The organism is Chitinophaga eiseniae, assembly GCF_012641265.1.
GTDB lineage: Bacteria > Bacteroidota > Bacteroidia > Chitinophagales > Chitinophagaceae > Chitinophaga > Chitinophaga eiseniae_A.
The window spans coordinates 168,423-194,515 of the sequence record NZ_JABAHZ010000006.1; the positions used below are offsets into that span (position 1 = coordinate 168,423).

At 48.2% G+C, this 26,093-nt stretch carries 19 protein-coding genes; 8 read left to right on the forward strand and 11 right to left on the reverse strand.

The features are described 5' to 3' along the window. Nucleotides 1-19: 19 nt before the first annotated feature. Together HGH91_RS22860 and HGH91_RS22865 are read right to left on the reverse strand one after the other, a co-directional pair. Nucleotides 20-733, reverse strand: a complete 714-nt coding sequence (locus tag HGH91_RS22860) for a LytR/AlgR family response regulator transcription factor (RefSeq protein ID WP_168741117.1) — start codon at nt 731-733, stop codon at nt 20-22. Between the two features lies 1 nt (nt 734). Beyond that, the gene (locus tag HGH91_RS22865; protein WP_168741118.1) at nt 735-1,781 is read right to left on the reverse strand and encodes a sensor histidine kinase; all 1,047 of its coding nucleotides are present in this window, start codon (nt 1,779-1,781) and stop codon (nt 735-737) included. Nucleotides 1,782-1,939: 158 nt separating this feature from the next. Between HGH91_RS22865 and HGH91_RS22870 the strand changes: the two genes are divergently transcribed. Then, the gene (locus HGH91_RS22870) at nt 1,940-2,722 is read left to right on the forward strand and encodes an ABC transporter permease (RefSeq protein ID WP_168741119.1); all 783 of its coding nucleotides are present in this window, start codon (nt 1,940-1,942) and stop codon (nt 2,720-2,722) included. Here the strand turns inward: HGH91_RS22870 and HGH91_RS22875 are convergent. The 3 genes from HGH91_RS22875 to HGH91_RS22885 form a co-directional block, all read right to left on the reverse strand. Continuing rightward, the gene (locus HGH91_RS22875; protein WP_168741120.1) at nt 2,719-4,083 is read right to left on the reverse strand and encodes a Gfo/Idh/MocA family protein; all 1,365 of its coding nucleotides are present in this window, start codon (nt 4,081-4,083) and stop codon (nt 2,719-2,721) included. The genes HGH91_RS22870 and HGH91_RS22875 overlap by 4 nt on opposite strands. 19 nt (nt 4,084-4,102) lie before the next feature. Beyond that, nucleotides 4,103-4,963: a sugar phosphate isomerase/epimerase family protein gene (locus HGH91_RS22880; RefSeq protein WP_168741121.1), complete on the reverse strand. Its 861-nt coding sequence runs from the start codon at nt 4,961-4,963 to the stop codon at nt 4,103-4,105. A gap of 226 nt (nt 4,964-5,189) precedes the next feature. Further along, entirely contained in the window at nt 5,190-5,642 is a 453-nt protein-coding gene (locus tag HGH91_RS22885) for a DUF1801 domain-containing protein (protein ID WP_168741122.1), read from the reverse strand. A gap of 165 nt (nt 5,643-5,807) precedes the next feature. Between HGH91_RS22885 and HGH91_RS22890 the strand changes: the two genes are divergently transcribed. The 4 genes from HGH91_RS22890 (at nt 5,808) to HGH91_RS22905 (ending at nt 10,391) form a co-directional block, all read left to right on the forward strand. Continuing rightward, complete coding sequence (locus HGH91_RS22890) at nt 5,808-6,530, forward strand: DUF6088 family protein (RefSeq protein WP_168741123.1); 723 nt, start codon at nt 5,808-5,810, stop codon at nt 6,528-6,530. Beyond that, a complete protein-coding gene (locus tag HGH91_RS22895; protein ID WP_168741124.1) occupies nt 6,439-7,485 on the forward strand; it encodes a nucleotidyl transferase AbiEii/AbiGii toxin family protein in 1,047 nt (348 codons plus the stop codon). The genes HGH91_RS22890 and HGH91_RS22895 overlap by 92 nt, the downstream gene beginning before the upstream one ends. 83 nt (nt 7,486-7,568) lie before the next feature. Then, nucleotides 7,569-7,892 (forward strand): hypothetical protein, encoded by a 324-nt coding sequence (locus HGH91_RS22900; RefSeq protein ID WP_168741125.1) that lies wholly within the window; start codon nt 7,569-7,571, stop codon nt 7,890-7,892. 3 nt (nt 7,893-7,895) lie between these two features. Beyond that, entirely contained in the window at nt 7,896-10,391 is a 2,496-nt protein-coding gene (locus HGH91_RS22905) for an Hsp70 family protein (protein ID WP_168741126.1), read from the forward strand. 1 nt (nt 10,392) lies between these two features. Here HGH91_RS22905 and HGH91_RS22910 read toward each other — a convergent pair whose 3' ends face one another. From HGH91_RS22910 to HGH91_RS22925, 4 genes are all read right to left on the reverse strand, one after another. Continuing rightward, complete coding sequence (locus HGH91_RS22910; protein ID WP_168741127.1) at nt 10,393-12,012, reverse strand: hypothetical protein; 1,620 nt, start codon at nt 12,010-12,012, stop codon at nt 10,393-10,395. A gap of 29 nt (nt 12,013-12,041) precedes the next feature. Then, nucleotides 12,042-13,700 carry a hypothetical protein gene (locus tag HGH91_RS22915; protein WP_168741128.1) on the reverse strand — a complete coding sequence of 553 codons (1,659 nt, stop codon included), beginning with the start codon at nt 13,698-13,700 and terminating at the stop codon, nt 12,042-12,044. A gap of 84 nt (nt 13,701-13,784) precedes the next feature. Next, nucleotides 13,785-15,203, reverse strand: a complete 1,419-nt coding sequence (locus tag HGH91_RS22920; protein ID WP_168741129.1) for a phytoene desaturase family protein — start codon at nt 15,201-15,203, stop codon at nt 13,785-13,787. Between the two features lie 5 nt (nt 15,204-15,208). Next, the gene (locus HGH91_RS22925) at nt 15,209-17,554 is read right to left on the reverse strand and encodes a GAF domain-containing protein (RefSeq protein WP_168741130.1); all 2,346 of its coding nucleotides are present in this window, start codon (nt 17,552-17,554) and stop codon (nt 15,209-15,211) included. 151 nt (nt 17,555-17,705) lie between these two features. Between HGH91_RS22925 and HGH91_RS22930 the strand changes: the two genes are divergently transcribed. Next, complete coding sequence (locus HGH91_RS22930; protein WP_168741131.1) at nt 17,706-18,275, forward strand: DUF1579 domain-containing protein; 570 nt, start codon at nt 17,706-17,708, stop codon at nt 18,273-18,275. 41 nt (nt 18,276-18,316) lie between these two features. Here the strand turns inward: HGH91_RS22930 and HGH91_RS22935 are convergent, their stop codons facing one another. Beyond that, nucleotides 18,317-19,192, reverse strand: coding sequence for a carbohydrate kinase family protein (locus HGH91_RS22935; protein WP_168741132.1), 876 nt, complete (start codon nt 19,190-19,192; stop codon nt 18,317-18,319). 94 nt (nt 19,193-19,286) lie between these two features. Between HGH91_RS22935 and HGH91_RS22940 the strand changes: the two genes are divergently transcribed. Beyond that, nucleotides 19,287-19,970, forward strand: coding sequence for a VIT1/CCC1 transporter family protein (locus HGH91_RS22940; RefSeq protein WP_168741133.1), 684 nt, complete (start codon nt 19,287-19,289; stop codon nt 19,968-19,970). A 58-nt stretch (nt 19,971-20,028) separates the two neighbouring features. After that, nucleotides 20,029-23,820, forward strand: coding sequence for a hypothetical protein (locus tag HGH91_RS22945; RefSeq protein ID WP_168741134.1), 3,792 nt, complete (start codon nt 20,029-20,031; stop codon nt 23,818-23,820). 1 nt (nt 23,821) lies between these two features. Here HGH91_RS22945 and HGH91_RS22950 read toward each other — a convergent pair whose 3' ends face one another. Beyond that, nucleotides 23,822-26,020, reverse strand: a complete 2,199-nt coding sequence (locus HGH91_RS22950; protein ID WP_168741135.1) for a S41 family peptidase — start codon at nt 26,018-26,020, stop codon at nt 23,822-23,824. Between the last annotated feature and the right edge of the window lie 73 nt (nt 26,021-26,093).

Sequence of the window (26,093 nt, forward strand, 5' to 3'; positions counted from 1 at the left end):
TTTATACAGACAGGATCTTTTACAAACTGCTCCCACTAATTTGTTTCATAAATGCCGCTTTATACAACTCCCCTATCGGGATCACATCGTTCTTTATGTGGATCATATTGCGTTCTATGGCATCTATTTTATTGAGCGCTACAATAAAGGAACGGTGCACCCTTGCAAATTGCGCTGCTGGCAGCACAGTTTCCATTTTCTTGATATTTTGCAGGGTTACTATCTTGCCGGTCATTGTATGAATCGCAATATATTCTTTAAGCCCTTCTATGTACAGGATATCCGGCACAGCGATCTTTACCAGTTTGTAATCTGATTTAACGAATAATACAGGCGTTGCCGGGATAGCAGCTGCAGCTATGGCCGGAGCGGGACTAACCAGCTGCAGGGCTTTACCGGCAGCCTTTAGGAAGCGATCAAATGCAATAGGTTTGAGCAGATAGTCTACCACATTCAACTCATAGCCTTCCAATGCAAAGTTCCGATATGCGGTAGTGAAAATGACACTGCATTTATCGCCTACCAGTTCGGTAAACGCAATGCCAGTCAGTTCGGGCATCTGGATATCCAGGAATACCAGGTCTACCTGCTGTTGCTGTACCGCATTCAGGGCGTCCAATGGGTTATTGTAAGTACCCACCAGCTCCAGGAAAGGGGTCTTCTTCACGTAGTCGGCCAGCAATTGCAAAGGCAGCGGCTCATCGTCAACAATCATACATTTTAGTACGTGCATATCAGTGAGTTGTCAATACTAGTGTTACCATATAGTGTGTAGGCGTTGTGGCGATATCCAGGGTATGTTTACCGGGATATAATAGTCCCAGCCTTCGTTTCACATTGGATAAACCAATACCTCCCACGCTGTCTTTATGATCCTGGTTGATCTTATTGCGGCAATGAAAGGTTAAATGCCGGTCGGATACCTGTAGTTGCAATGATACTTTTTCATTGGGCTCATTCAGGGCGGCATGTTTAAATACGTTTTCCACAAAAGGGATCAGCAGCAGGGGAGCTATTGTGATGTCTGTCATATCCCCTTCCACCAGCAGTTGCAAATTATCCGGGGAAAGCATGCGTAGTTGCTGCAAGGCAATCAGCTGCTCAATATAGGCTACTTCCTTATGAAGCGGCACCTGCTCACCATTACTTTCATACAGCATATACTGCATCATATCCGACAGGCGCATCACGGCATCGGCTGTTTTATCGGATTGCTGGTAGGCGAGTATATAAATGCTGTTGAGCGTATTGAAAAAGAAATGGGGGTTGATCTGGGATTTGAGGAAAGCCAGTTCTGTTTTCAGTTGCTGGTTTTCCAGCTGCCGCCGGAGCCGGTCATTCCGGAACCAGTCGAGCGCAAACTGGTAACCGATACTAACGGGAAGGAGCATACTAAGTATCCATCCACTATGAAAAAAGAACTTTACCGTTTTATACCAGTAATCGCCTGCCTGGTATACGCCGAATAAGCTATTAATGAAAATAATGATGGGGGTGTCGATGATCATCAATCCCAGCCAGGAGAGCAGCATAGGCCATAGTTGCCGCGTTTTCATCCAGCGGGGGAAAATGATACAAAGGTTGGCGTAGAAGTTAGTCAGGTAAAATAAAAAGGCCACCATCCAGTACGATAAAAATTGTCCGTTATTCCTGGCAAGCGCCGGGGCGAGCGCTGCAACAACAGCCACCAATAGCCAGAAAGCAATATGCAAAGTTATCAGTACCCGCTTGTTCATGCAATAAAAGTAAGCATCTCCCTTACATACAGCTTCTATTTTCAACCAACACCCGGTTTTCTTATACCGGCTCACTATTTTATACCATCAACTGATAAAGCTGCTGACCAACCTGTTAACGGAAAAAAGAGGGTAATTGATTGAATTCATTTTGCAAAGGGCTGTATTCCGCTGAGTTTCGTTGATGAATTTAAAACAATAATATGAATCGCACCCTTTTATCGCATATTACGGCGGAATGGTTGAAATGCCGCCGGAGTCATATTGCCTGGTTAACGCTGCTGGTGGCTGGTTTGTTACCTATACTGCACTTTGTGGGCATGGAAGAACATCCGGAAACCTTTATCCCGATGATGAAAAGAGGGCCGTGGGATTTATTGTTTATGATGAACCTCGACACGGCGTCTATGGCCATGATACCGGTATACTGCCTGTTGCTGTTTGCCTTCCTGGCAGCTATAGAAACGCGGCACCATGCCTGGAAACAGTTGTACAGCTTGCCTCGTAGCTATACAGATATTTACCTGAGCAAGTTTGTAGTAGCCCAGTATTACCTGTTTATTTATTTCCTGTTGTTCATCGTGTTTGTTGTAGCGGAGGGGCTGGTATTACATGCGGTGATTCCTGCGTATCCATTGTATGTGCAGAACATTCCCTGGGAAATCATGTTAGTGCGTTGCGGACGGGTATATATAGGTACGCTGGCCTTATGTGCGCTGCAATATTGGCTGAGTATGCATTTCAGGAACTATATGATCCCGGTGATGATAGGGCTGGCGGTATTGGCGGCAGGATCAGTAGTTCGTTTATTAGGCCTGGCGCCTTACGATCCGTATGTATATCCCCGTATACTGTTTGCCGTAGGTATTCCTACCAGGCATTTTTATTACCCGACAGCAACCGCCTTTATCATTGCCTTGTGCGGCGTAGCGCTGTTGCTGCCGGGAGGATGTATGTTACATGCCCGGAGGGGCCGTAAAGTTTAGAGTGTAAATACTTTTCCGCCTACCATTACCTCCTGGGTAGCTTCATCGAAGGTAGCTTTCATGCCGGTGCGATAGGCTGCGTTGCCCATGATCAGGGCAATAGAATGCGAGTAAGCCGCTTCAATGGGTGCATTGGGTTGCTTACGTTCACGTACACACGACATCCAGTTTCGTACATGAGCATTGGTGAGCGAATCGCCGCCGGTGTTGGCACTGTTAGTGGCAGCGTCTTCATTGCTCAGCGTAACGTTAGGCAGCAGATTGGCGTGCAGCCCCATTTCCTGCGCTTCTTTTTCAGTGAGTCCACCGGTAGGGCTGATCTTGTTGGTTGACATATCGATGGTGCCACCGTTGGAATAATAAATTTCTTTCGTACCGCCGGCAGAGTTGTGGAAACGGCTGCTGTACATTACCTGGAAGCCGTTGCCGGGATCATTTTCCGGACCATAGTCGAAAACTGCGGTGAGGGTATCAGCGTTTTTGCGTCCATCTTTCCACATGTAGATGCCACCGTTGGCGACTGCGCTGCGGGGGTGTTTCAGGCCGCTGAACCAGTGCACGGTGTCGATCTGGTGGGTCATCCACTGACCAAAGATACCGGAAGAATAGGGCCAGAAGAGGCGGAATTCGAGGTATTTGCGGGGATCCCAGGTATCATGCGGACGGCCAGCCAGGAAGCGTTTCCAGTCGGTGTCTGACTCCCGGATCGATTTTACCAGTTCCGGGCGGCGCCAGCGACCCGGCTGATTTACATTCCAGGTCATTTCCACCATGGTGATAGGGCCAAACTTACCCTGCTGGATGAAGTCGGCGGCGGCGTGATAGCTGGGACCACTGCGGCGCTGGGTGCCCACCTGCATAATGCGGCCGGATTCTTTTACTGCTTTCAGCGCATTACGTGCTTCTTCCATGGTTTCAGCAAATGGCTTCTCGCTATATACATCACATTTATTCTTTACTGCTTCAATGGTATGATAGGCGTGCTGAAAATCGGCCGAGGCAATGAATACGGCGTCCAGTCCTTTGATATTGTATAGTTCATCGTTATTCACACAGGCCTGTACGCTATGCCCCGTTTTATGCTCCAGGAAAGCCTTTCCTTCTTCCCGGCGCCGGTTCCAGATATCCGATACCGCGATGAGGTCGAAGTTGAGTTCTTTGTTGTTGTTGAAAAAAGAGGGCAGCAGCGCCTGCCGGGCCCTGTCAGAAAATCCGACCAGGCCTACGTTAACACGATCGTTGGCGCCTATAATGCGGGCGTAGCTGCTGGCAGGCATGCCCATGGCGCTGAGGGTAATACCGGCACCGGCCAGTAAGGATTGTTGCAGGAATTCCCGCCTTGTTTTTTTTGATGCAGACATATGAGATAGATTTCAGTTTTTACTTGGTAGTCCAGGCTTCGGTGAGTTGCTGATGTAAATATTCGTAGGCAGGCTTGTACTGCCTGCCAGGGTCTTCCCAGCGGCATTCCATCATGATATGCCCGTTGAAGCCAATCTTATGCAGGGCAGCCAGGTAAGGACGGAAATCGTCGCCTGCAAGTCCCGGCGGGGTTCTCCTCTCCCGTTCTGCAATATGACAGTGCACCAGTATGCCCTTTGCTTTTTCAATGCTCTCCGGCGATTCGTGTTCCCGCAGCATATGGTAGATGTCGGCCGTGAGCCGGAAGTTAGGATGAGCGATCGCGCGTACAATATCGTTGCCCTCGGCTACCGTGTTAACAAAATTAGTTTCAGCCGTATTCAGGTTTTCCATGGCAATTACCACTTCATATTTTGCGGCAATGATGGCCATTTTGCGGCATAATCCTACAAATTGCTGCACTACCTTTTTGCGGTCGGCGCCATCTGGTATTTTGCGGGCCTCACCGCTTCCCAATACAATGAGTTTTATCCCCGCTATTTTTGCCCGGCGCATGACAGCATCCACATACTCCAATACTTTACGTTCATCAACAGAATCGCCGGTAAGCCGGATATTCCCCGGGATGAATACATTACAACTTTCAATCTTGCAGCGGCTGCGACGAATGGACTGCAGCTGTTCGTTGAACTGGCCCTCGCTCAGGGCAGGAGAAAGTATCTTGCGGACGGTTTCTTCCAGGAAGGTAAAACCGTTGGCAGCAGCCATGCTGTCGTTCGTAAAGGACGAGCAGATACCGATGGCCGGAAGCGTTTGTGCATTCGATTGCAAAAACGGGTTTAAAAACAGGAAAAAGAGCAGAAGCAGCCTTATTTTCATAACGATGGATGGATTAAAAGTGGAAATCGGAATGCTTTAAGATAATATGTAATTCCCGAAAAACAAAATAAAAAGGAGGGATGGATTATGATCACTATTTCGTTGAAAGATCCAGTAAGACTTAAAAAAATAGCCTGCCAGATTTGCCCTTGCAAGCAGAGGGGTGGCAGACTGTGTTGCCACAAATATAGGATTTATTGGCCCAAAAAAATAATCTAAATAATCCCTATCTACCCAACCCTTTCTCATAAACCCCTATCCACTGTTCCGGCGTAAGCTTCGCTGCCAGCTGTGCCAGCAATGCATCCGGTACCGGTGTTGTTTTTTTGAAACGCAAACAACACTTCCCGATATCCGGCTGTTTACCGGTCATTTGTTCCCATTGCTGCGCAAACCATTCCAGCACTGTTTCATCCATGAATCCCATATAATAAAGGGAGATATAATTCTTTTGCGCTGCCAGGCTCGCAAAAGGAAGCGGTAGTTTTGGGTCAGCATGATAGCCCGCCGGGTATAACGTATGCGGCACTACGAAACCAGGCATACCATAGGACAACTGCTCCTGGAAACCTTTGGGAATATATTGTTGTAAGATATGCCAGATACGGAGAAACGGCACCTGGCGTGCTGGCTCCAATTGGGCGATATATGCTTGCGGGGTGTTGATGTTGCCTGGCATGATGCAATTTTTTCTATCCGAAATACTGGCAAAATAGCCATTCTTCCGGGATCTCTGGCAGAGATCATTGAATTTTCTCTTATTTTAGTTAACTAATTATTAATAAATATTTTATGAATTTATATTAATTAATATTTTGTTATAATTTCATCCATATTTTATAACATGTTAAAAGATATTTTCTATATTTTTGTACCTATGGAAAGTATTCAGAAAAAAATTGAAACTAAGATTGACCAGGTAAAAAAAGGGGTCTTGATTTTCCCTGTCGATTTTAGAGGGCTGGGTACTGCTACGGCGATCAACATGGCTTTGTCGCGCGCGGTTCGCAAAGGCAAAATGCAGCGGTTGTCGCACGGCATTTATTATAAACCTAAAATTGATCCGCTATTTGGAGAATTAATGCCAGATCCGGAAATAGTAGCGAAAGTTGTTGCCAAAAAATCGCGCATTCGCATTATACCTACTGGAGCACAAGCGCTACACCTGTTGGGACTTACCACACAAGTACCTGTCAGAAGGATTTACCTCACAAATGGTGAAGACCGGCAGATAAAAATAGGCAAAACTCTTATTGAATTCAAACATACGAGCCCCAGAAAGTTGGCTTTAAAAGGTACGCTGAGTTCATTGGTGATACTGAGTTTGATGGAAACGGGAATAGAGGCGTTAGGAAAAAATACCCTGATAAAAATTAAGGATATCTTACTAAAAGAAAAAAAATCTATCCTCCAGGAAGATCTGAAACTTGCACCTGCACGTATATACGGTTTTATTGTTAACCTCATGACTACAGATGACAGGATGGATCAACCTGACAGACGACCAGCGAAGGAGGTCTCTTCTTCAGGCAGAAATAAAAAGTTCCTACGCAAAGAAAGCAATTGAAAAAGACTGGTGGGTAACGTTAATCTTAAAGGCGCTTTTTCAGTCAACTTACGCTCCTTACTTTACCTTCAAAGGGGGCACCTCTTTGAGTAAAGGCTATCAGCTTATCAATCGATTCTCTGAAGATATTGATATTGCCTTGGCTCCTGAAGCATTTGGCCAGGCTTATGTATCTTCTCCAACGCGTAGTTATGTAAAAAAGCTAAAAAAACAGGGCTGCATTTTTACCAGCACCATATTGAGAGATGACCTCGAGCGTACACTGCTAGCTATGCAGGTAAAGCCAAAACAGTTTGCACTTGTTACTGAAAAAGTACCAGCGGAAAGGCCAGATAAAGATCCACAAACACTGTACCTGCAATATCGTTCTCTTTTGCCGGTAAATGCCTACCTAAGAGATGAAGTGAAAATCGAATTTAGTATTCGCTCCCTATCCGAACCTCATGTGAAGCGGCCCATACAGTCTTTGTTATGGGAACACCTTCCTCACAAAGCTTATGAGGAAACGCTCGCGTTAATCCGGACAGCGCATCCAAAAAAAACATTCCTGGAAAAGGCTTTTTTGTTACACGAGAAATTTGCGAATCATTTGAAACCAGCAGCTGAGAATCTCAAACTGGAGCGCGGCTCCCGACACCTCTATGATATCTGTAAAATGGACGACCAGGGTATTACAGATTTAGTGCTGGCTGATCCCTCTTTCTATAAAACATTACTGGAACATCGCCGTCATTGGATACGGCTAAAGGGAATAGATTATGATACGCTTCACCCTTCGCTCGTCAATTTTGTACCTCCGCCGATTACGCATAGAAGGTATGCGCAAGATTATAAAGCGATGGAAACAGGAGGAATGCTCACTCAAAAGTATCATAATTTTGAAGTACTGATATCCAGGTTGCAACATATCAATAACCGATTTCGGTATTTACAAATCCCTGGGACGAAGCTTTAACATAAGGGTATAATAGTTTCTCCCTCTCTCCCCTCAAACAAATTAAATTATCAACTATATTTGCCTGCACTATCAACCGGCGTATGGACCCACTATTCACCTTTCACATCAGGATCATTAACCAGGTATTTGAGCTGGATAAAAAAACAGCTGCCAAACCAGAGCTGGCATCCCTGCAACGTAATATCGACCGTATTAAACAGCACTTTGAAGAAGCAGGCTATACTATCCTGAATCCACTGGGCGAGCCCTATCACGAAACCAGGGTGGATTATGAAGCCAGTATTACGGGCGACCTGTCAGACAACATGGAAATCGTTAACGTTATTAAACCGGTGGTATATTATACTGCCGATGGTCATAAATCCATTTTACAAAAAGGGGTGGTAATCGCCGCAGCAAAATAAACGATGAACAATCAAATTAATTTCGGCATAGACCTGGGAACAACCAACTCGCTGATCGGAAAATTTCAGCAGGGAACGGTAGAGATCTTCAAAAATCCCTTTGGACAAAAGGAAACATTACCCAGCGTGGTGGCCTTCCGGAAAGATCGCATCATTGTAGGCGATAAGGCCAGGGAACTCATTGAAAAAGATCCTGAAAATGTATTCTCTTCCTTCAAACGGAAAATGGGTACTGCTGAATCTTTCTTTATCCCCAATACAGGCGATTTTAAAACGCCGGTGGAACTATCTGCCATCGTGCTGCGCGAACTCAAGAACTTCATTTATACCGGCGAAAAACCGGAAGCAGTAGTCATCACCATCCCTGCCTCTTTTGATACCATCCAGTCCAACGCTACCAAAAAAGCCGGCAACGACGCCGGTTTTAGTGAGGTACTGCTGCTACAGGAACCTATTGCCGCCAGCCTGGCGTTTGCCAATAAGCAAGCCAACGCCGGCAGCCTGCAGGGACAATGGCTGGTATACGACCTCGGTGGCGGCACCTTTGATGTAGCCCTGGTAAAAATTGTAGCCGGAGAAATGAAGGTCATAGACCATGAGGGAGATAACTACCTGGGCGGCGTTGACTTCGACATCGCAGTGATTGAACAACTGGTAGTACCACAACTCCAGCAGCAATACAATTTACCCGACCTGCTCACCGAGCTGCGCAGCGCCCGTGGAAAATATAACACCTTGTATCACATTCTCCTGAAAAAGGCAGAAGAAGTAAAAATACAGCTGACCAACAGCCCTTCGGCAGAAATGGAATTCTCCCTCGACACCGACGGCGGCGAGGAAGAAGTATACCTGACCATTACCCGCGAACAGTTTGAACGGGTGATCTACAACCGGGTACAATACTCTATCGACCTGGTCCGGAAAATACTGGAACGCAACCAGCTGAGCGCGGCCAACCTGGAAGAAGTGGTGATGATCGGAGGCAGTACTTATATCCCATTGGTAAAGCAACAGGTAGCGGCCCAACTGGGAATACCTGTTAATTGCAGTGTAGACCCTACTACGGCCGTTGCAACAGGCGCAGCATGGTATGCAGGCACCCGTACCATATCGGCCTCAAAATCGCCTGAAAAGAAGCCTGTTGCGGAAGGCACACCCGACATACATTTCCGCACGGCCTACCAAAAAAATACCGCTGACCAGGAAGAGTACTTTACAGCAGTCGTAACCGGCCCGGTCAACGGACTGAGTTACCGCATTGTACGTGCCGACGGCGGTTACGACAGCGGCATCAAAGCACTACAGGAACGTATTTCCGAAATGCTGCTCCTGGCCCCTAACAGCAACAACGTTTTCAACATCCTGGTATTTGATGCCCGGCACAATGAAATACCACTGCCTACTCCCATTATTGAAATCACACAGGGGAAATTCAATATACACGGACAACCACTACCCAACGATATCTGTATAGAAATAGATGACCCGGAAAACAATACCACTAAACTGGAACTCATCTTCGAAAAAAATGCGATCCTTCCCCTGCGGAAAACCATTGTAAAAGAAATAACGAAAACTATTCTCCGCACTGGCGAAGACAGCCTGCTGATCAATGTGCTGGAAGGCAGCCGCTATGCCATCCCCGGCAGCTGCGTACCACTGGGCATGATTGAAATAAAAAACACCGATCTTATCACCGACCTGGTAAAGGGGTCTGATATAGAGATCACCCTGCAAATCAGCGAAAGCAGAGACCTTTCCGTGAAGGCGGTGCTGCTCATGAACGAACAGGAGTTTTCAGAGGTCTTTAATCCACTTGTAAGGAAAATTAATACAGGTAAGCTACTCAACGATATCCGCCAACTGAGGCAGCAAGCCGCCGCCAAACTAAAATCATTCAACGCCAGCGAACAATATGAGCTGGCTGCCACCATACAGGACATTCAGCAGGAACTGGATTATATCAGCCAGCGCCTGGAAATACTCAGCGCAGATGATATCACGGATGAAAAATACCAGCTGGAAGAAAAGAAACGTAAGCTGTCGCAACAGCTGGATAGCACCGGGAAAGATCAACAAATACTGGACATTACTTCCCGCTATTTCCAGCAAAAAGAAAATTGCCAGCACTACATCCGGGAAGAAAATGACAGCAACCGCCAGCAACGTTTTGAAAAAATAATCGCCGATGAAAGCAGCTTCCTGTCCTCCCGCAGCTACTATACCATCAAAGCTAAAATAGATGAACTGAATGAGCTCAGCTGGGAAATCAGGCGGCATAAGCCTGAAACCTGGATCAGCGCTTATTACTATTACGCCAATATAGCCACCGATTCCTTTACGGACCCGCAATCAGCGGCCCGTTTTAAAGAAATCGGTGAAAAAGCGCTGGAAAGGAAAAATTATGATGAACTGAAAGTAGCCGTTAATCAACTGTACAACCTGATGCCCGACACCCGCAAAGCTGATGATCAGCTAAAAGGTACCGGCATCAGCTAACTTAATCTCCCAGGTACAGGGTGATTCCCGAAGCGGTGGGTCCCGGCAGGTTCAGGACTAACCGGTTGCTTTCGTCCAGGATTTCTACCGCCAGTTTGTCCCGGCCGGAACTACGCCATTCCTGTGCATCCAATACAATGGTTAGATTGGCCTGCAAAAGCAATTCGTTAGCCTGGTGATAGTCTTGTGTAAAAAAGCCTTTCACCCGGTAGGTCATGCTATCGCCCAATGGCTTGTCGGCCCGCATCGAACTACTCCATTGTGTACCGGCATAAAAAAACACCCGAGATACCGCGGGCAAGATCAGTACAACGCTATCCTGCGGCGATATAAAACAGGAATAAAACGAATCCCGTGCCTGCACCAATGCAATCACTGATACCGGTGTTTTATTGGAAAGATGTAAATGTTGTGCAAATCCCCAGTCCGCCGCCCTGGTATTGGCATCCAGAGAATCCTGCAACTCAGAACGCTCTTCCGTACCAACAATCCCCGGAGCGTATGGCATTAGCCGTATACCTGCCATAAAATCCGAGCCGTATACGTCATCTCCTGTTTTAGGTGCTACCTGTTTACCGGTTACTGTTCCTCCAACCAACTTTCCCGTGATGGCGCCCGATAACTGCGATAACATATAATTCATATGCAGCGCCGTACGGCTATTCGCCAGGTAGCTTTTTTCATCAGTACCCTTGCCCTTACGGCTTCTGTCGGAAAGAACAGCATTAAAAATCATGATTATAGCCAGAGGTACTACCAGCATGATAAATACACCTCCTGCCTTCCCCTGTAGCCGGGAATATAAATACCTGATTCCCTTTCCATTCCCGAGAGCCGGATGTTGCTTTTTCCATACCAGCAGCTCCTTTTTACGTACCCCACCCCGCTCCTGTACGTAGTCGCTGGTTTGTAGCTGCGCCAGCGAGTTCAATACGGCAATACCCTGCTTAAAATATGTGTCATAAATCGATAATGCCAGGTTGATCAAACTGATACCGTAATCACTTCTGAACACCTGGAACTCCGCCGGCAGGCTGTTCAGCTGTTGTATCCAACCAGGGTCGGCAAATTGTTCAAATTGCTTGCGGGGAAGCGTTTGTTTTGCCCGTAACTTTTCAATCACAATTCCCAGCTTTTCTTCTTCTACTTTCAGGCAACGATGTATTTGCCGGTAGCAGGTAGTTTGAGCCGGCCCGTCCAACAATAACGGATTCGCAAATAGTTGCTGCGTAACCATCCCCTTCCGCTGCTTCAGGCTATCCATCACTGCCGCGGTAAACAACGGTTCGTAATAAGGTGCTATAAAAGCCAGGAAGTCCTGGTCGCTATAGGTTTTAAATGCCCCGGTTGGCACGCCTGTTTCCAGGAATTGCGATAAATGCTGATCTGCCGCTATCTGTTGATGCCAGCTTAATTCCCGGGAATCCTGCAGTCCATCAAAAAATACCAGCAGGTCATTTTTAGTAAATAGTTGTCCGCGGATATTAATCGCCTTGCTGTCTGACAGCTCAATTTCTGCCATCATTTTTTTCCGGAGAAGGGATAACGCAGCGGCATCCGTGATCGCAACAGGCGCCCCATTCATTTTCTCCAGGAAGGCAATCGGGTTAAGGTATTTCATCGGGAAGTAAAATAGTAAAAAAACAGCTATCATTCGCCCTCATACATCTCTGTGCCGTTGGAATTATCCGACAATTGCTTTAGCTGCAAACGCTGTCCCTGGAACAGCCGCACCTCTATGGGGATATAGCGGTTGGAAGTTTTCCAGTACGTGGTATCCAGGTTAAATTGTAAGCAGGAACGGCGCAAAAATGTGGAAGAGTTATACAACGATAAAACAAAGCTGCCTTTCAGGTGGTAATCCGGTACTTCTCCCATTCCTTTCCTGACTGTCCGCTGCGGGTCCCAGCCGGTGCCTACGTAAAAATAAATTCTGCTGAGCGATAAAGGCAGGGGCAGGAAAACACTGTCGCCTTCTGCAATGTATCGCGAATAAAATGAATCGGGTGTTTGCACCAGGGCCACTATACCCGACAGGCTAACCCGGTTGAATACGCACACACTTTGCCGGTGTTGCGGATCCTGGTAGGCCATGTCACTGTCTTCCGGCAGCTGGGTAAGATTATGGTCAAACGCTGGCAATACAAAGGCGGCTCCCTCGTTGCCTTGCCTCCTCACTACATCCATAAATGCAGGCCCATAAGGATCGTCTCCTGTTTGAATACTGTCTGTCATCCGTTCTTCGAGGGGCAGTTTGGCTTTCCGGGCTTCCCTTTCTAATGCGGCCACTACATATTTCATGGTGTGATACGTACGACTGCCGTCAAAATCGCTGCTTTGCTCAAAAGAGGCAATATCAGGAGGTAATTTACGTGGCTTTTCAAATAGGGCGCCCAACACAAAAATCAATACGATCAATACCAGGACGCCAATCTTAATGCCCCATTCCATCGGTTTACCTATCTGCCCCAATTTGCGGCCCAGCCAGGAATCCAGTATAAATCCCCAGGTGACGCTCTTGCCTGCCTTTTCTTCCACCTGTGGCAGGTACATGGCCAGCTGTTCCTGCACGTAGGCAATGGTTTTCAGCGAACTCACTTCATGCAGCATCTCCGCTGCTGCCGTGCTCCTGTTAAGGCTATTAAGCAATAACGCAAAATTGATCATCAGGATACCATAATCGCTCCTGAACTCCTGGAAGTTGCCAGGCAAGGCATTTAGCAACTGTACCTGGGTATGGTCGAGATAAGGTAATATTGACTTCCAGTTATACCGGTTGTTTTTCTCAAGGTTTGTCTTAGCCTGTTCTACTTGCTGATACTGTTCCCGCAGCAGGTGGAAAATGCTATCGAAACTGTTTTTCATATACTCCGCATCCAGGAGCAAGGGATTGGCAAACAAATATTGCAGGGTAACCACCTCCCGCTGTTTAATGCCGTCCAACACAGCAGTGGTGAACAAGGGTCCATAAAAGGGTGCTATAAATGCCAGGAATGCCTCGTCTTTATAAAAGGGCTTATCGGTGAATAGTCCTGTGATACTGCCCGTTTCCAGGAAGTTAGTTAACACCGGGTCCGCTTTAATCTGTTGATAATAATTAAATTGGGTAGGAGATTGTACACGGTCGAAGAGCTGCAGCAAGTCGTTCTTATTCAGCCATTCGCCTGCTACCTGTAATACCTGTCCTTCTGATAACGCCAGTTCTGCCAGCATTTTTTTCCGGAGAAGTGTCACCGCTGCATTATCTGACATATCGAGGGGCGCCCCGTTCATTTTCTCCAGCCAGGTAATGGGATTCAGGTATTTCATACCTCTCTAAGTTACAAAAAATAATGCGGCTGAAGAAGAAAAAAAAGAGACTTGTGACTATCTCCAACGGCTATACGTAACGGGCTAAAAAAGGTCTTTTAATACGGTATTGGCTGCATGATATCCACACATGCCATGCACACCACCACCGGGCGGCGTAGCGGAAGAACAGATATAAATCCCGTTGGCAGACGTACGATAGGGCGACCATCGCAGGGCCGGCCGGGTATATAGTTGCCGTATATCCAGGATACCGCCATTGATATCGCCGCCTACATAGTTGGGATTATAGCTTTCCAGCTGTTGCGCTGTAAAAGTATGTCGCGCCAGTATTAAATCACGGAAACCCGGGGCAAACCGTTCCACCTGTTTTTCTATTGCGGCTGTCATATCAGTAGTGGATCCGTTGGGTACATGACAATATCCCCATGCGGTATGCTGACCGGCAGGGGCCCGCTGATCAAACAAGCTTTGTTGTGCCAGCAATACAAAAGGCGCTTCATTGTACTTCCCCTGGTAAGCCCGTTGTTCCGACAAGGCTATTTCGGCATAGGTGCCACCCAGGTGTACGGTCACCGCTTTCCGGCAGGCTTCCGCCGTAAATGGGATTGGTCCGCTCAGCGCCCAGTCCACTTTAAATGCCCCGGGGCCATAACGATAGCGTTGCAGCTGCTGCCGGTAATGCGGTGTAAACCGGTCGCCTGCAATCTGCAATAATTGCTTAGGCGTGAGGTCAAACAGTACCGCATGATGCGAGGGCAGCTGCGCCAGCGAACTAACGTGGACGCCTGTTTGAATTTCGCCACCCAGCGATTCGAAATGATGCAGGAGTGCATTGCCGATAGCCCGCGAACCGCCCTTGGGAATGGGCCATCCATGACGATGCCCCGCTGCTGCGAGTACCATACCTACCGCTGCTGTAGTGAGGTTCGTAAGCGGTTGAATGCTATGGCCGGCGATACCGGCCCATAGCCCTTTAGCCGCCGGTGTAACAAATCGCCTGGCAATGGCAGCCGCAGAGCGCAGGGCGTGTACCCCAAACCGGGCCATAACCAGGGGATGATTGGGAAAGGAAAATGGACCCAGGCTATCTCCTGCTATCTCTTCCCAATGCGCCGCCACCGGCGCTATCAGGCTACGATAAGCGGCGCCGTCGGTCCCCAGCGCATCGGCTGTTTCCTCCAGGGAGCGCGACAAAAAAGCCGCCGTGCCATCATCAAATGGATGTGCCATCGCCAACGGCGAATGAATAAATTCCAGTCCGTATTTTGCCAGCGGCAACTGCGACAGGTAGGGAGAGCCCAACGCCATAGGATGTACCGCCGCACATACATCATGTAAAAAACCCGGTAAGGTAAGCTCCTGGGTACGCATACCACCGCCGATAGTATCCCGCGATTCCAGCAGCAATACCGACAGCCCCTGCTGTTGCAGCCTGATGGCGGCACACAGGCCATTAGGCCCGGAACCTACTACAATGGCATCGTAATCTTTCTTCTCCATACATGCTACGCTTGATTGATAGTCTCCGGAAATACAACCTCCGCCCGGATAGCTTTTAACCCGTTCAATCCCTGTAATTCTTCCAGTTCCAGCTCTTCCAGCTCCTTCTTCAGCTCGCCCGATTCCTGGAGGTAACGGACAAACGGAAGATAATCTTCCAGGTCTTTGGGATCAGAATAAATCAACGCAATCTTTCCCGGTTGGGTTAACCGTTCTTCTGTATTCCGGATATGCACTTTATCGATCCGCTTCTTGATCATCTGGTAACGGATGTTGTACGCGCCCTCTACATCAAATTTCCGCTCATCTGCCCGGAAGCCAATATCGATGGGGTGCGCATGTACAAAGATCAGTTGGGTGGTATACAAAGATTTGGGCATTTGCGTGAGCAGCTTATGCGTAAGCCGGGCCACCGCTACCATAGACGAAAGCTGCCATAGGCGGATATGCTTGAGGTGCAGGTGACTGAATGGACGATTTGGTGCAATCGCCTGACCAATATAAATATCATACTCCACCCCGTCCGTTCTGAATTTTTCAAAATAGCAGGGATAAGATTCCTGGAGCCTGGATTTCTCCGACTCAAAATATCCGTTTACCGTCTGATTGATCATGCGCATAGATTTTTCCAGCGCGTCTTTGTTGCTATCGCTGCTGAGGTTGTGTATGCACACATCAATGTTTTCCCGCTGCTGCGGATACTGCCCCGCCACATGCTGCAGGTATTCCACCGCGGTGATTTCCAGGAAACGGTTCAACTCATTTTCATCGGAGGGACTCAGCTGCTGCTGTAGCAACGCCTGCTGCCATTGCAGGCAGTGAAAAATCATTTCCTTGAGGAGATCATCCTCATGCTGGCGGCGTAAAGTATCGAGGGTGGAGGCCAGCAGGCTCAAATGCCCATCCAGGTCGGCAATAATGGCCTTATTCCGTTCCACTGTTGAGTTACGTATGTCAATAGCGCCATAGAGCGGGTATACTTCTTTAAACAGGATGGGCTGAATAACCGCCGGCTGGTTTCTTTTTATTTGGTAGAGGTATTGCCAGGCGGCTTCATTAAACTTCCATTGCACGGCAGGCTGTATAGAGGTAAATTTTTCCTTGATCACCTTTTCTATCTCCAGGTTAAATTCATCTATATAAACCTGCAACAGCTGCGCTAAAGCCGCTATGGCGGGTTCCAGCAACGCGAGGGTCCTGTCTCCAAAAGTTTCTTCTCCCCAGGTATGCACTGCCAGTACCCCTACCAGTTCATGCACGTGATACAAGGGCATCAGTGCCAGCGACTTTACGCCCAGCTTACGGAAATGTTCCAGGAAGGCATATTCTTTGCGGGTTTCCAGGAAAATATCGGAAGAGAAATAGAAGACAGGTTTCGCTGAAAACCCTTTTACCTGGCGGCGGAATTCTTCCGCAGGCAGCCGGTCTTCGCCCCATACCTGGAATAAAATACCGGTGCCACCCTTCTCAAAACCAAATACCGGTTCATCATTTACCCGCAGGAAGGGAAACAGGTCAAATTCAATTTTGCTGTTGCGCAACAATGACTTCAACGATTGTATCACCTGCTGATAGCTTTTCTCCCCCGTCAGCGTAGTCCGGGAAAGTCTCACCTGGCGGATGTTTTCCACGGCCTTTTGTGCGGTAATATCGGTAACGGTAATAACGCAGAAACCACGAAAACGGAACATGTCCAGTGGCAGCAGCTGTTGCAGTACTTCAAACCCGCCTCCTTCGCTCATGCTGGTATACAACTGTACAAAATCGATCTCCGGCAATGGCTCTTTGGCTGTTACCGTCATAAAATCGGTGTTGATATGTACGGCATAGTATTGCAGCAAACCGGTTGCCTTGTTAATGCCGGCGTGGTATAGATCTGTTCTTACAGGCGCCTGGAAATTATAGAGTCGCTGTAAGATGAAAACATATACCTGCCGTAGCCTTTCCATATGATACTCGGCCGGGGAACGCTCTACTTCATATTGATGATCATGGCCTTTGCTATCCATCAATTCATACATCAGGTCGGTGCCATAAAATGTGATGGGCTGAAAGGGAAAGCTAAGCCCCCATACCAGGTCCTGTTCCCCTCTCATGGCGGGCGACAGGCAGGCGTAGATATATTCCAGTAAAGGGCCATACCGGATAATTTCCGTCAGGGGAATGTCCCGTTGACTGACATCTGAAGATAGCAACTGTTGCAGGGTTTCCTGGTATACCATTGCCTTTACAGTATGTTCTTCTGCTACCCTCTTTTTAAGATAGGCAACAAACGGTTCAAAGGAGATGGCAGCATCGATCGTCAACGGTTGCGCCTTGCTTGCGGACACATCCAGTATGATGGTTTGCATAATGGGATCATTCTTTCGTTTCCAAAGGTAGGGAATCCCTGATAATTGCAAGGTGCAACACGCATACCATGGCTATGAACCACAAATAACTTATCTTGTTTTCCTGTAATTCTATACCCCGATTTCAACAACCTCTAAACCATCGTACATCATGAAAACAATTTACTTTTTAGCAGCCTTATGCCTGTTAATGGCTTCCAATGCCTTTGCGCAGCAAGACTCTGCCGCCATGATGAAAGCATGGATGGCTTACATGACACCCGGCCCCCAACACCAGCACATGGCCCTGGCTGATGGTGAATGGACCACCGAAGCCAGCTTCTGGGAAAAACCCGGCGACCCTCCCCAAAAATCATCCGGCAGTTGTGTCAACAAAATGATTATGGGCGGCAGGTTTTGCCAAAGCAAATACACCGGCAATATGATGGGCATGCCCTTCGAAGGCCTGGGCCTTATGGGTTACGACAATGCGCGAAAGATGTATGTCAGTACCTGGATCGATAATATGGGCACTGGTATCATGAACATGGAAGGCAAATGGAACGACGACCTTAAAGCCCTTGAATTAACAGGGGAAATGGACGACCCCATCACCGGCAAGCATGTGAAGCTCCGCCAGGTGGAAAAGTGGCAGGACCAAGACCATCACACCATGGAAATGTACCGCATAACCGACGGTAACGAAATGAAAGAAATGGAAATCATCTTTACCCGTAAATAACTATCCTGTTAGCACCAGCGGCCCCGCGGGGCCGCTGGTATTTATGGCAATATGGTACCGGGATCATAATCAGGGCTACCTCCTGCAAAAGAGGCCACCAGCGCACCCAGCGCATTGGCAAACACCAGGCATTCCCGCGCCGGCCGTTTGCGGATCACACTGTGCAGAAACCCCGCCAGGAAAGCATCGCCACTGCCAATCGTATCTACCACCTTTACCGGTATCCCCGGTTCTACATAAGCCGTATTATCCATCCATAATAAGGCGCCATCTTCCCCCATCGTTACTACAATGGTATGGATGTTAAACCGCGCCGACAATAACCGCACCGCCTGTTCCTTGTCTTCATAGGGATGATACCAGCTGCTGATCAGCTCCAGCTCTGTAATATTCAACTTCAATACGTGGCACTCCTCTAATAACCATTCTACATGCGCCCGGGTATAATGCGGCTCCCGCAGGTTAATGTCGAGCACCTTGACTACCGCTTCTTTCAACGCCTGTTCCAGTGTATGGCGCGATACTACGTCGCGGGAACAAAGGCTACCAAACACCAGGTAACGGGTATCCGGCCGGTGCAACAATGCCGCCAACGACGGTTCCCATTGAATAAAATCCCACGCCGCCGGGTATACGATATCATAATGCACCTCATGGGGGTTGCTCATATCGGCATATACCTTACCGGTTTCCTGCTTTTCATCCAGTTGTACATACTGTGTATCGAGTCCATATCCCTGCAGCATATCCAGCAATCCCTGTCCCCTGGCATCTTTACCTACCCGCGACACGAGGGAAACGGTTTCGCCTAAACGTTGCAGGTGGTAGGCCACATTCATCACCGCCCCACCCGGCAACTCCTTCTCCGGAAGAATATCCCATAACATCTCTCCAAAACATACAATCGCGTTTGACATAACTATTCGTTTTAAGTAGCGCTTACTTAAGGTAAACAAAATACGATAAAGCCCTTATATTTATATCCGCAATCCCACCCTAAATCACTAGCGTATGCACCAGGAACAACATTTAAAAAGCTCGGATTTCATCACAGACATGGTAATAGGCATGAGCGATGGCCTGACAGTACCTTTCGCCCTGGCAGCCGGTCTTAGCGGTGCCGTGAGCAGCAATGGCATCATCCTCACCGCCGGTATTGCCGAAATAGTAGCCGGCTGTATTGCCATGGGACTGGGTGGATACCTGGCCGGGAAAACAGAACTGGAACACTACGACAGCGAATTAAAACGGGAATACAACGAGGTGGAAACAGTACCGGCAAAAGAAATGGATGAAGTAAAGGAAATATTTGCCGAATACGGACTAAGTCCGGAAGCACAACACCTGGTGGCGACTGAACTGGCGAAAGACAAAACAAAATGGGTGAATTTTATGATGAAGTTCGAATTGGGATTGGAAGCACCCGATCCCAACAGAGCCCGTAAGAGCGCCCTCACCATTGGCGCCTCGTATTTCGTGGGCGGCCTGCTTCCCTTGTCGGCCTACCTGATTACGGATACGCCCCAACGCGGACTGATAGGATCCACCATCCTCACAGTTATCTGCCTGTTTGTATTTGGCTACTTCAAAAGTAAGGTAACCGGGCAGCCACCCATTGCAGGCGCGCTGAAAGTAACCATGATCGGCATACTGGCCGCCGCCGCCGCTTTTGGCATTGCCAGGCTCGTGGCCTGATCATTAAACATTCGGATATACTTCCCTGTTAGCAATGGGTAACCGGCGATACAAATTCATGAAACTGTCTCCCAAACTATATAAATGGCTTAAAATACTGCTGGTACTATTCCTCCTCCGGGTAGTCATTGGCGGTATCCTGTATTACCTGGTGACCCATAAATTTGTAAACGTTATTCAATACATTGTTAACAAAGAGTCTGGCAACACCTATAAATTTGATGCAGAAGATATCGACTTCTCCCTGTTGAAGAGAAACATTGTGGTACACAATGCAAAGCTCATCTGCAGAGATACCCTTCATGTAAATGCCCATTACAATGCCAGCATCCCCCGGCTGTATCTCTCCATACAATCCTGGAGGGCGCTGATCTTCCATAAAAAGCTGCTGGTCGACAGTCTCTCCGTTATCAGCCCACACCTGACGATGCATGAACATATGCCGAGAGGGCCCAGGCAGGATACTTTTCAGTTGTCGTCTATTGTGCAACACCTGGAACAAACGCTGGAATATGTAAATGCGCGAATAGTACATGTACAAGAAGGATCGCTGGTATACAGCCGGGTAAATGGTCCGGCGCCACTGCATATCAACCATTTTAACTTTTCTATTGTCAACTTTACCAAGGTTACCAACTCAGATAATCATATCCTGGGTTCAGATGATGTGGAGTTTTCATTCGATAACCAATACTGGATTTTGCCGGATGGCAGGAATACCGTCAGTTTCAAACGGCTGCATTTTTCGGGAAAGAAACAGGTATTTGAGCTGGATTCCTGTACCATTGTCAGTAATCCTACCGCCACCAGCGGAGGCATGTCCCTGCAGGCCGACAAATTTTATTTCAATGCCCGCCACCTGCCTGCTATTTATATGCGCCAGGAACTGCTGATCGATACCCTTGTATGTATACGGCCGGTATTAAAGCTCCCCGGCCTGAAAACCAGCAACCACGATAAAAAGCGGGCATTAGACAGTCTCCCCAATACCCTGTTCAAAAAAATAAACTTCCGGTATATCGCCGTAAAAGACGGCGCGTTGCTCCTGACCGGCCATGTATCCACCGGCACCACCCGCAGTACTAACCTGAACATATACAACCTCACTATTGCCCATGATACGGTGCCCGGCATCACCACCGACAGTATCGCCCTCAGCCTGAATAAGATTAAGTTTTATTCGCTCGACAGCCTGTTTCAGCTTAGCGTAGATGAATTTATACTGCAGCACAATGACGTTATTTTTAACAATGTAGAATATGGGCCTACCCCGCAAAACCACTCTGGAAAGGGCCTTACTTTTACGGCGCCCTCCCTGCGACTGAATGATGTAAGCCTGGAAGATCTGCTAAAAAAACATTTGAAAGCAGATAATGCCCTGTTATTTCAGCCCCGTATCAGCTTCCTCACTAAGGAAAAGCGGGGCAGCAAGCGGATAGCAGTAGCCAACGGCGGCAGTATTAAAATGCCGGCCTTCTATCAAACGCTGCACAACCTGAGTGAGGTAATTATGGTGGATACCTTCCATATCCAGGATGGCAATGCCAGCTTCACCGCTACAGGCCAACTACCGGTGAAACTACAGCTGAAAAATATTACTACCGATGTATTGCTGCATAATTTTTTCCTCAGCGACTCCCTGGTAGATATTAAACATTCCATGCCCAACCTCCATATACGCGAAATAAGCGCCATCGCCGGGAAAACAAACATCGCGGTGAACAACTACACCTTCGATGGTACCCACCGTCACAACAAAGCCAGCCAGCTGGTAGCCACGCTGGAAAATGGCGCCTGCCTTACGGCCCGGGAGCTTTATTGGGAGGTATTTGACTGGGACGTTTTCCAGCAGTCAAAAGATATCCAAGTAGGCCTGATACGCCTGGGTACCCTGCAAATACAATTACCGCCAAAAACTAGCCACGCTGCAGTATCCCATAAAAATCTGCCGGTGATACGGATCGGCCAGCTCGATATCCGTCAGCTGCAATTCAGGAATTCTCACAGCAGTTTCGACGCCAGTAATATTGCCTTCCGGAACCTGCGTACCCTGCAACGCTTCATTACCTGGGGATCCGCAGCCGGGCAATTTCACCATATCAGCCACCACGACGGCGCTACCGCTCTGGATATTGCCCAGGTATCAATAAACCGCAGTCAGGCCACTGTTACCGATGCCAGCGCGATTTTATATAACGACAACGGATATACTAAAATAAAAATTCCTTCCCTGGATATTGCCGCAGATATACACAGCACGGAGTTGAAAGAGCTGTCCATCAACTCGCTCAGCGTTCACCAACCCGAGGTAAGCATCTATCGCCAGGGAAAAGCTGTTAAAAAAAATAACGGATCTATTCCTTTAATGACGGAAATCAAACAGCTGGATGTACAGGATGCCCGCATAGCGTACATGACCGTGAAAGACAAAGACAGCAGCCAGCTGCAAACCCATGTAAACATCCGGGGCAGCAGGGTGCAGCTGCATAGCGGTAACCGCAACCGGTGGCACTACGATCATATGGACATGGATTTTTCCCGGTTGCAGTTTCACAACAAAAACATGGATGCCCGTATCCCTCAATTGTCGGCGCAACTCCACCAGGGCAGTATACACGAAAATGCCACGCATCAGCTATCTGTTACATCCGGCGTAGATATGCGCTGGCAGGATGTTTCCCTGGCCCTACATCATGCCGACACATTAGCATTACAACTCGATCATTTATCAGGAATATTTAACGATCCTGCCTTTGTTTTCCGGCAGCCCGACAAAATACCCTGGGCATCGTTACTGCATAATACCCGTATCGACCAGGGCGCCCTGTACTACAAAAATAAACAGCTGCATGCCAGGGTGGATAGTTTCGCCATGGATCCGGATCATCACGGCCTCACACTCTATCGTTTCCAGGTAATGCCGAACCTAAGCGCCGAAGAAACTTTCCGCATTGCCAAATGGCAACGCGACTATATCACCGTAGCCGGCGAAGCGCTGCATCTCGGGGGATTACAGCTCCGGGAACAAGCCGGGGATACTACCTTAATAATACGGCATATCCTCGCCGATCATGCGCAGTTAACCACGCAAAGGGATAAACGGATACCGTTCGAACACGGCATTGAAAAGTATATGCCCACACAGTTGATCAACACCATTCCATTTCGTTTGCAGGTAGATTCCATTGAATTGCGGGAATCGGCGGTGACGGTGAAAGAATCTTCCAAAGCCACCCAACAATGGTCAGCCGTACCTATTACGGGTATCAATGCCCTGATTACTCATTTTGGCAACGTACATACCGGCGGCGACAGCCTGCATATCATTGCCCGGGGCCAGCTGCTGGGCAGTCCCATTCATCATTTTTCTTACCAGGAATCGTACAGCGACTCACTGTCAGGGTTTGTGGCACAGAGCTACCTGGCCCCTATGGACCTGGAAAGATTCAATGCAGTAGCTATTCCCATGGCCGCGGTGAAAGTAAAGCGGGGATATGCTGATAGCATTTACTCCCGCTGGACGGGGAATAAATATGCCACCCTGGGTGATATGCATTTCTTCTATCATGGCCTGCAGATACAGGTACTGAATAAGAAAGATACTACCCGCGCCGGTTTTATGGACAACCTGAAAACCACGCTCGCGAACCTGTTGCTGAGAAATGCCAATCACCGGCCCACCCGGATGTTTTTTATACGCGACCGGGAGAAGTTTGTATTCAACTATTGGGTAAAAGCAGAAACTTCCGGCATCGTTACCGCCGTGGGCGTGAAGAAGGACCGGAAGTACCTGAAACGATATAATAAAGTAGCTAAGAAATTTTCTTTACCGAAAACGTTCACCCGTTAGCTTATTCCCGGATAAGAGACAATGCCTTTTCCAATACCTCATCCCGGTTTTCCCGTATACCCTTCACCGTTGGTATAACAATGATATCCGGCTTGATGCCCACCCGCTGGGTTTCTTCTCCATTAGGATAATAAACGCCGATACCGGTAAACAGGGAATTGAGGCCCCCGGGGAGCGCGAGGTAGGATACATTTCCGTCGGCGCCGGCAGTGGTGCTGCCCATCACCGTGGCCCGGGGCGCCAGGCGCAGGGCCATGGTCACAAACTCTGCGTTGCTTTGGGTAGTTTCATTCACCAGGATCACTACTTTTCCCTTATAAGGGTCTTTATTCTTTCCACCGGCACTCATGGGATACGTCACAGTAAATAACCCCGGCGAGGTAGTACTGGCGGTGGTAAATTTGACAAATGTTTGCCTTTCCGGCAACACATACAAGGCGAGTGATCCCAGCATATCATCTGAGGGATAACAACGCAGGTCGATCACCATTCCCCGGGTATTCGCAAAGGCTTGTTTCACGCTATCCATTTGGGTATTTTTGAACAGTCCCGGGTATACATAGCCGATATCATTGCCTATCATATGCCAGGAAGTAGCCGGCTGATCGCCTCGCACATAATTATCAGCGCCCGGTACCGTAGGCAGGGCAGCCGTGTACTGTTCCCCATTTCGTTCATACGTAATCGTTAGTATGCTGTCTTTCGTTAGCAACAGGTAATTTTCTATCCTGCTCAGTTGTGTAGGATAGTTGGAGGCAGAAGTGGTGGGCAATAGCCGTTTTACGATATCAGCTACTGCTTCCTGGTTAATAGCGGTAATCACATCTCCTTTGCGCAGCGCCAGGTTCGGATCGGTGGTTTTCATGACCATTGCTTTTTCTTCCACAAACTTAATCCTCACCGGTAGTGTCTTTGACTTCATCCGGTTACGGATGTAAAGATTAGGCCCATAGAGAGAAGCATGAGAATCATGTATCGATGCTATCAATTCCTGCAACGCAGTTTGATAAGCGGCAACATCCTTCGCCTGCACAAACAGCGGGATAAATTTCGCCAGCTGCGGCTGCCAGCCCTCTGTGACCAGGTATTTATACGGGAAATAATATTGCACCATATTCCAGTAGCGGAATAAAGCCAGCAGCCGGAAACCGGCGTCGGGATACAACATATTGCTGTAGCTGTTTTCATGAAGGAATTGTGGGTTACCAGTAGGATACAACTGTACATAATACTGCTCATCTTCCCGGCGCATATCAGCTACGTTTTCCAGGACAACAGATAAATCTCTGCCGAGTGTTTTTTCATCACGGATCCAGTCCAGGTCCGGCAACATTTTAAGTTTGCTGTCATCCACCTTCTTTTCCTTCCGCAACGCTGCTGGCCCCAATTTGTTGACCCAACTCAGTAATACCCCATTCCTGGCTGCCTCCGTACCTGCCTGCAATACCGCCGGTAATATCCTGAACAATTCATAATCCCAGTTATAATCCCCGTTTCCAATGGCCGGATGATAATATTTAAGAAAACCCCATACTTTGCCTAACACTTCCAGGTGCCTGGCCTGCAAGGGCGTGAGAGCAGGGATATCAATACCCGAACCTCCATCGAAGGCGGTATCGCTATCGGCCTTGTAAACGTTGCGCGGCGGCGCTTTCGACAGCGGCTTGCCATCTACCGTTATTTCCAGGTCATCCGCCCACACCTTCCCGGTACCATTGGTGAGGGCGCCTACATACAGGGTCTTCGCATCCCTGGGCAAGGGTAATGTGATGCTGTATTGCTTCCAGTCGGCGGTACCATGGATTTTATCCTGCTGCATGTTATTAAACTCCTGGACCTTATTGTCTTTATCATCAATGCGCATAATTAGGCCTGCTACCCCGCTTTCCACGTTTTCCAGCTTCAGGTAACCCGTCAGCGTAATCTTCTCTCCCGAAAAAGCAACGGGAATAGCAATGGCACTGCTGCCGAAATCATTGGTGCCTTTCGCGCCCCCTGGAGTTAAGCACAGAGACCGGCGGCCACTGTGCACCACCTGCGTATCAAGGTATTGCTGATAGTGCGTACCCCATTTCATCCAGCCGTCAGGCAGGCCGGTGCCGGCATTTGCCTGTTCAAAGCTGCCATCAAAAGTGAGTTTGGATTGCGCGGTACCCAACAGGGGTAACATCGTAAACAATAACAGAAAACCGGTCTTCATATAAAAAGGGTATATGCAAATGTGAATATTAACCTTAAATTAGTTGGTATTATTGTATGTGTATAGCTGAAAT

Bases quoted from the DNA above. Each gene is read 5' to 3' on its own strand.
- HGH91_RS22860 (WP_168741117.1), bottom strand. From the start codon at position 733: ATGCACGTACTAAAATGTATGATTGTTGACGATGAGCCGCTGCCTTTG.
- HGH91_RS22870 (WP_168741119.1), top strand. From the start codon at position 1,940: ATGAATCGCACCCTTTTATCGCATATTACGGCGGAATGGTTGAAATGC.
- HGH91_RS22875 (WP_168741120.1), bottom strand. From the start codon at position 4,083: ATGTCTGCATCAAAAAAAACAAGGCGGGAATTCCTGCAACAATCCTTA.
- HGH91_RS22880 (WP_168741121.1), bottom strand. From the start codon at position 4,963: ATGAAAATAAGGCTGCTTCTGCTCTTTTTCCTGTTTTTAAACCCGTTT.
- HGH91_RS22885 (WP_168741122.1), bottom strand. From the start codon at position 5,642: ATGCCAGGCAACATCAACACCCCGCAAGCATATATCGCCCAATTGGAG.
- HGH91_RS22890 (WP_168741123.1), top strand. From the start codon at position 5,808: ATGTTAAAAGATATTTTCTATATTTTTGTACCTATGGAAAGTATTCAG.
- HGH91_RS22895 (WP_168741124.1), top strand. From the start codon at position 6,439: ATGACAGGATGGATCAACCTGACAGACGACCAGCGAAGGAGGTCTCTT.
- HGH91_RS22900 (WP_168741125.1), top strand. From the start codon at position 7,569: ATGGACCCACTATTCACCTTTCACATCAGGATCATTAACCAGGTATTT.
- HGH91_RS22905 (WP_168741126.1), top strand. From the start codon at position 7,896: ATGAACAATCAAATTAATTTCGGCATAGACCTGGGAACAACCAACTCG.
- HGH91_RS22910 (WP_168741127.1), bottom strand. From the start codon at position 12,012: ATGAAATACCTTAACCCGATTGCCTTCCTGGAGAAAATGAATGGGGCG.
- HGH91_RS22915 (WP_168741128.1), bottom strand. From the start codon at position 13,700: ATGAAATACCTGAATCCCATTACCTGGCTGGAGAAAATGAACGGGGCG.
- HGH91_RS22920 (WP_168741129.1), bottom strand. From the start codon at position 15,203: ATGGAGAAGAAAGATTACGATGCCATTGTAGTAGGTTCCGGGCCTAAT.
- HGH91_RS22925 (WP_168741130.1), bottom strand. From the start codon at position 17,554: ATGCAAACCATCATACTGGATGTGTCCGCAAGCAAGGCGCAACCGTTG.
- HGH91_RS22930 (WP_168741131.1), top strand. From the start codon at position 17,706: ATGAAAACAATTTACTTTTTAGCAGCCTTATGCCTGTTAATGGCTTCC.
- HGH91_RS22935 (WP_168741132.1), bottom strand. From the start codon at position 19,192: ATGTCAAACGCGATTGTATGTTTTGGAGAGATGTTATGGGATATTCTT.
- HGH91_RS22940 (WP_168741133.1), top strand. From the start codon at position 19,287: ATGCACCAGGAACAACATTTAAAAAGCTCGGATTTCATCACAGACATG.
- HGH91_RS22945 (WP_168741134.1), top strand. From the start codon at position 20,029: ATGAAACTGTCTCCCAAACTATATAAATGGCTTAAAATACTGCTGGTA.
- HGH91_RS22950 (WP_168741135.1), bottom strand. From the start codon at position 26,020: ATGAAGACCGGTTTTCTGTTATTGTTTACGATGTTACCCCTGTTGGGT.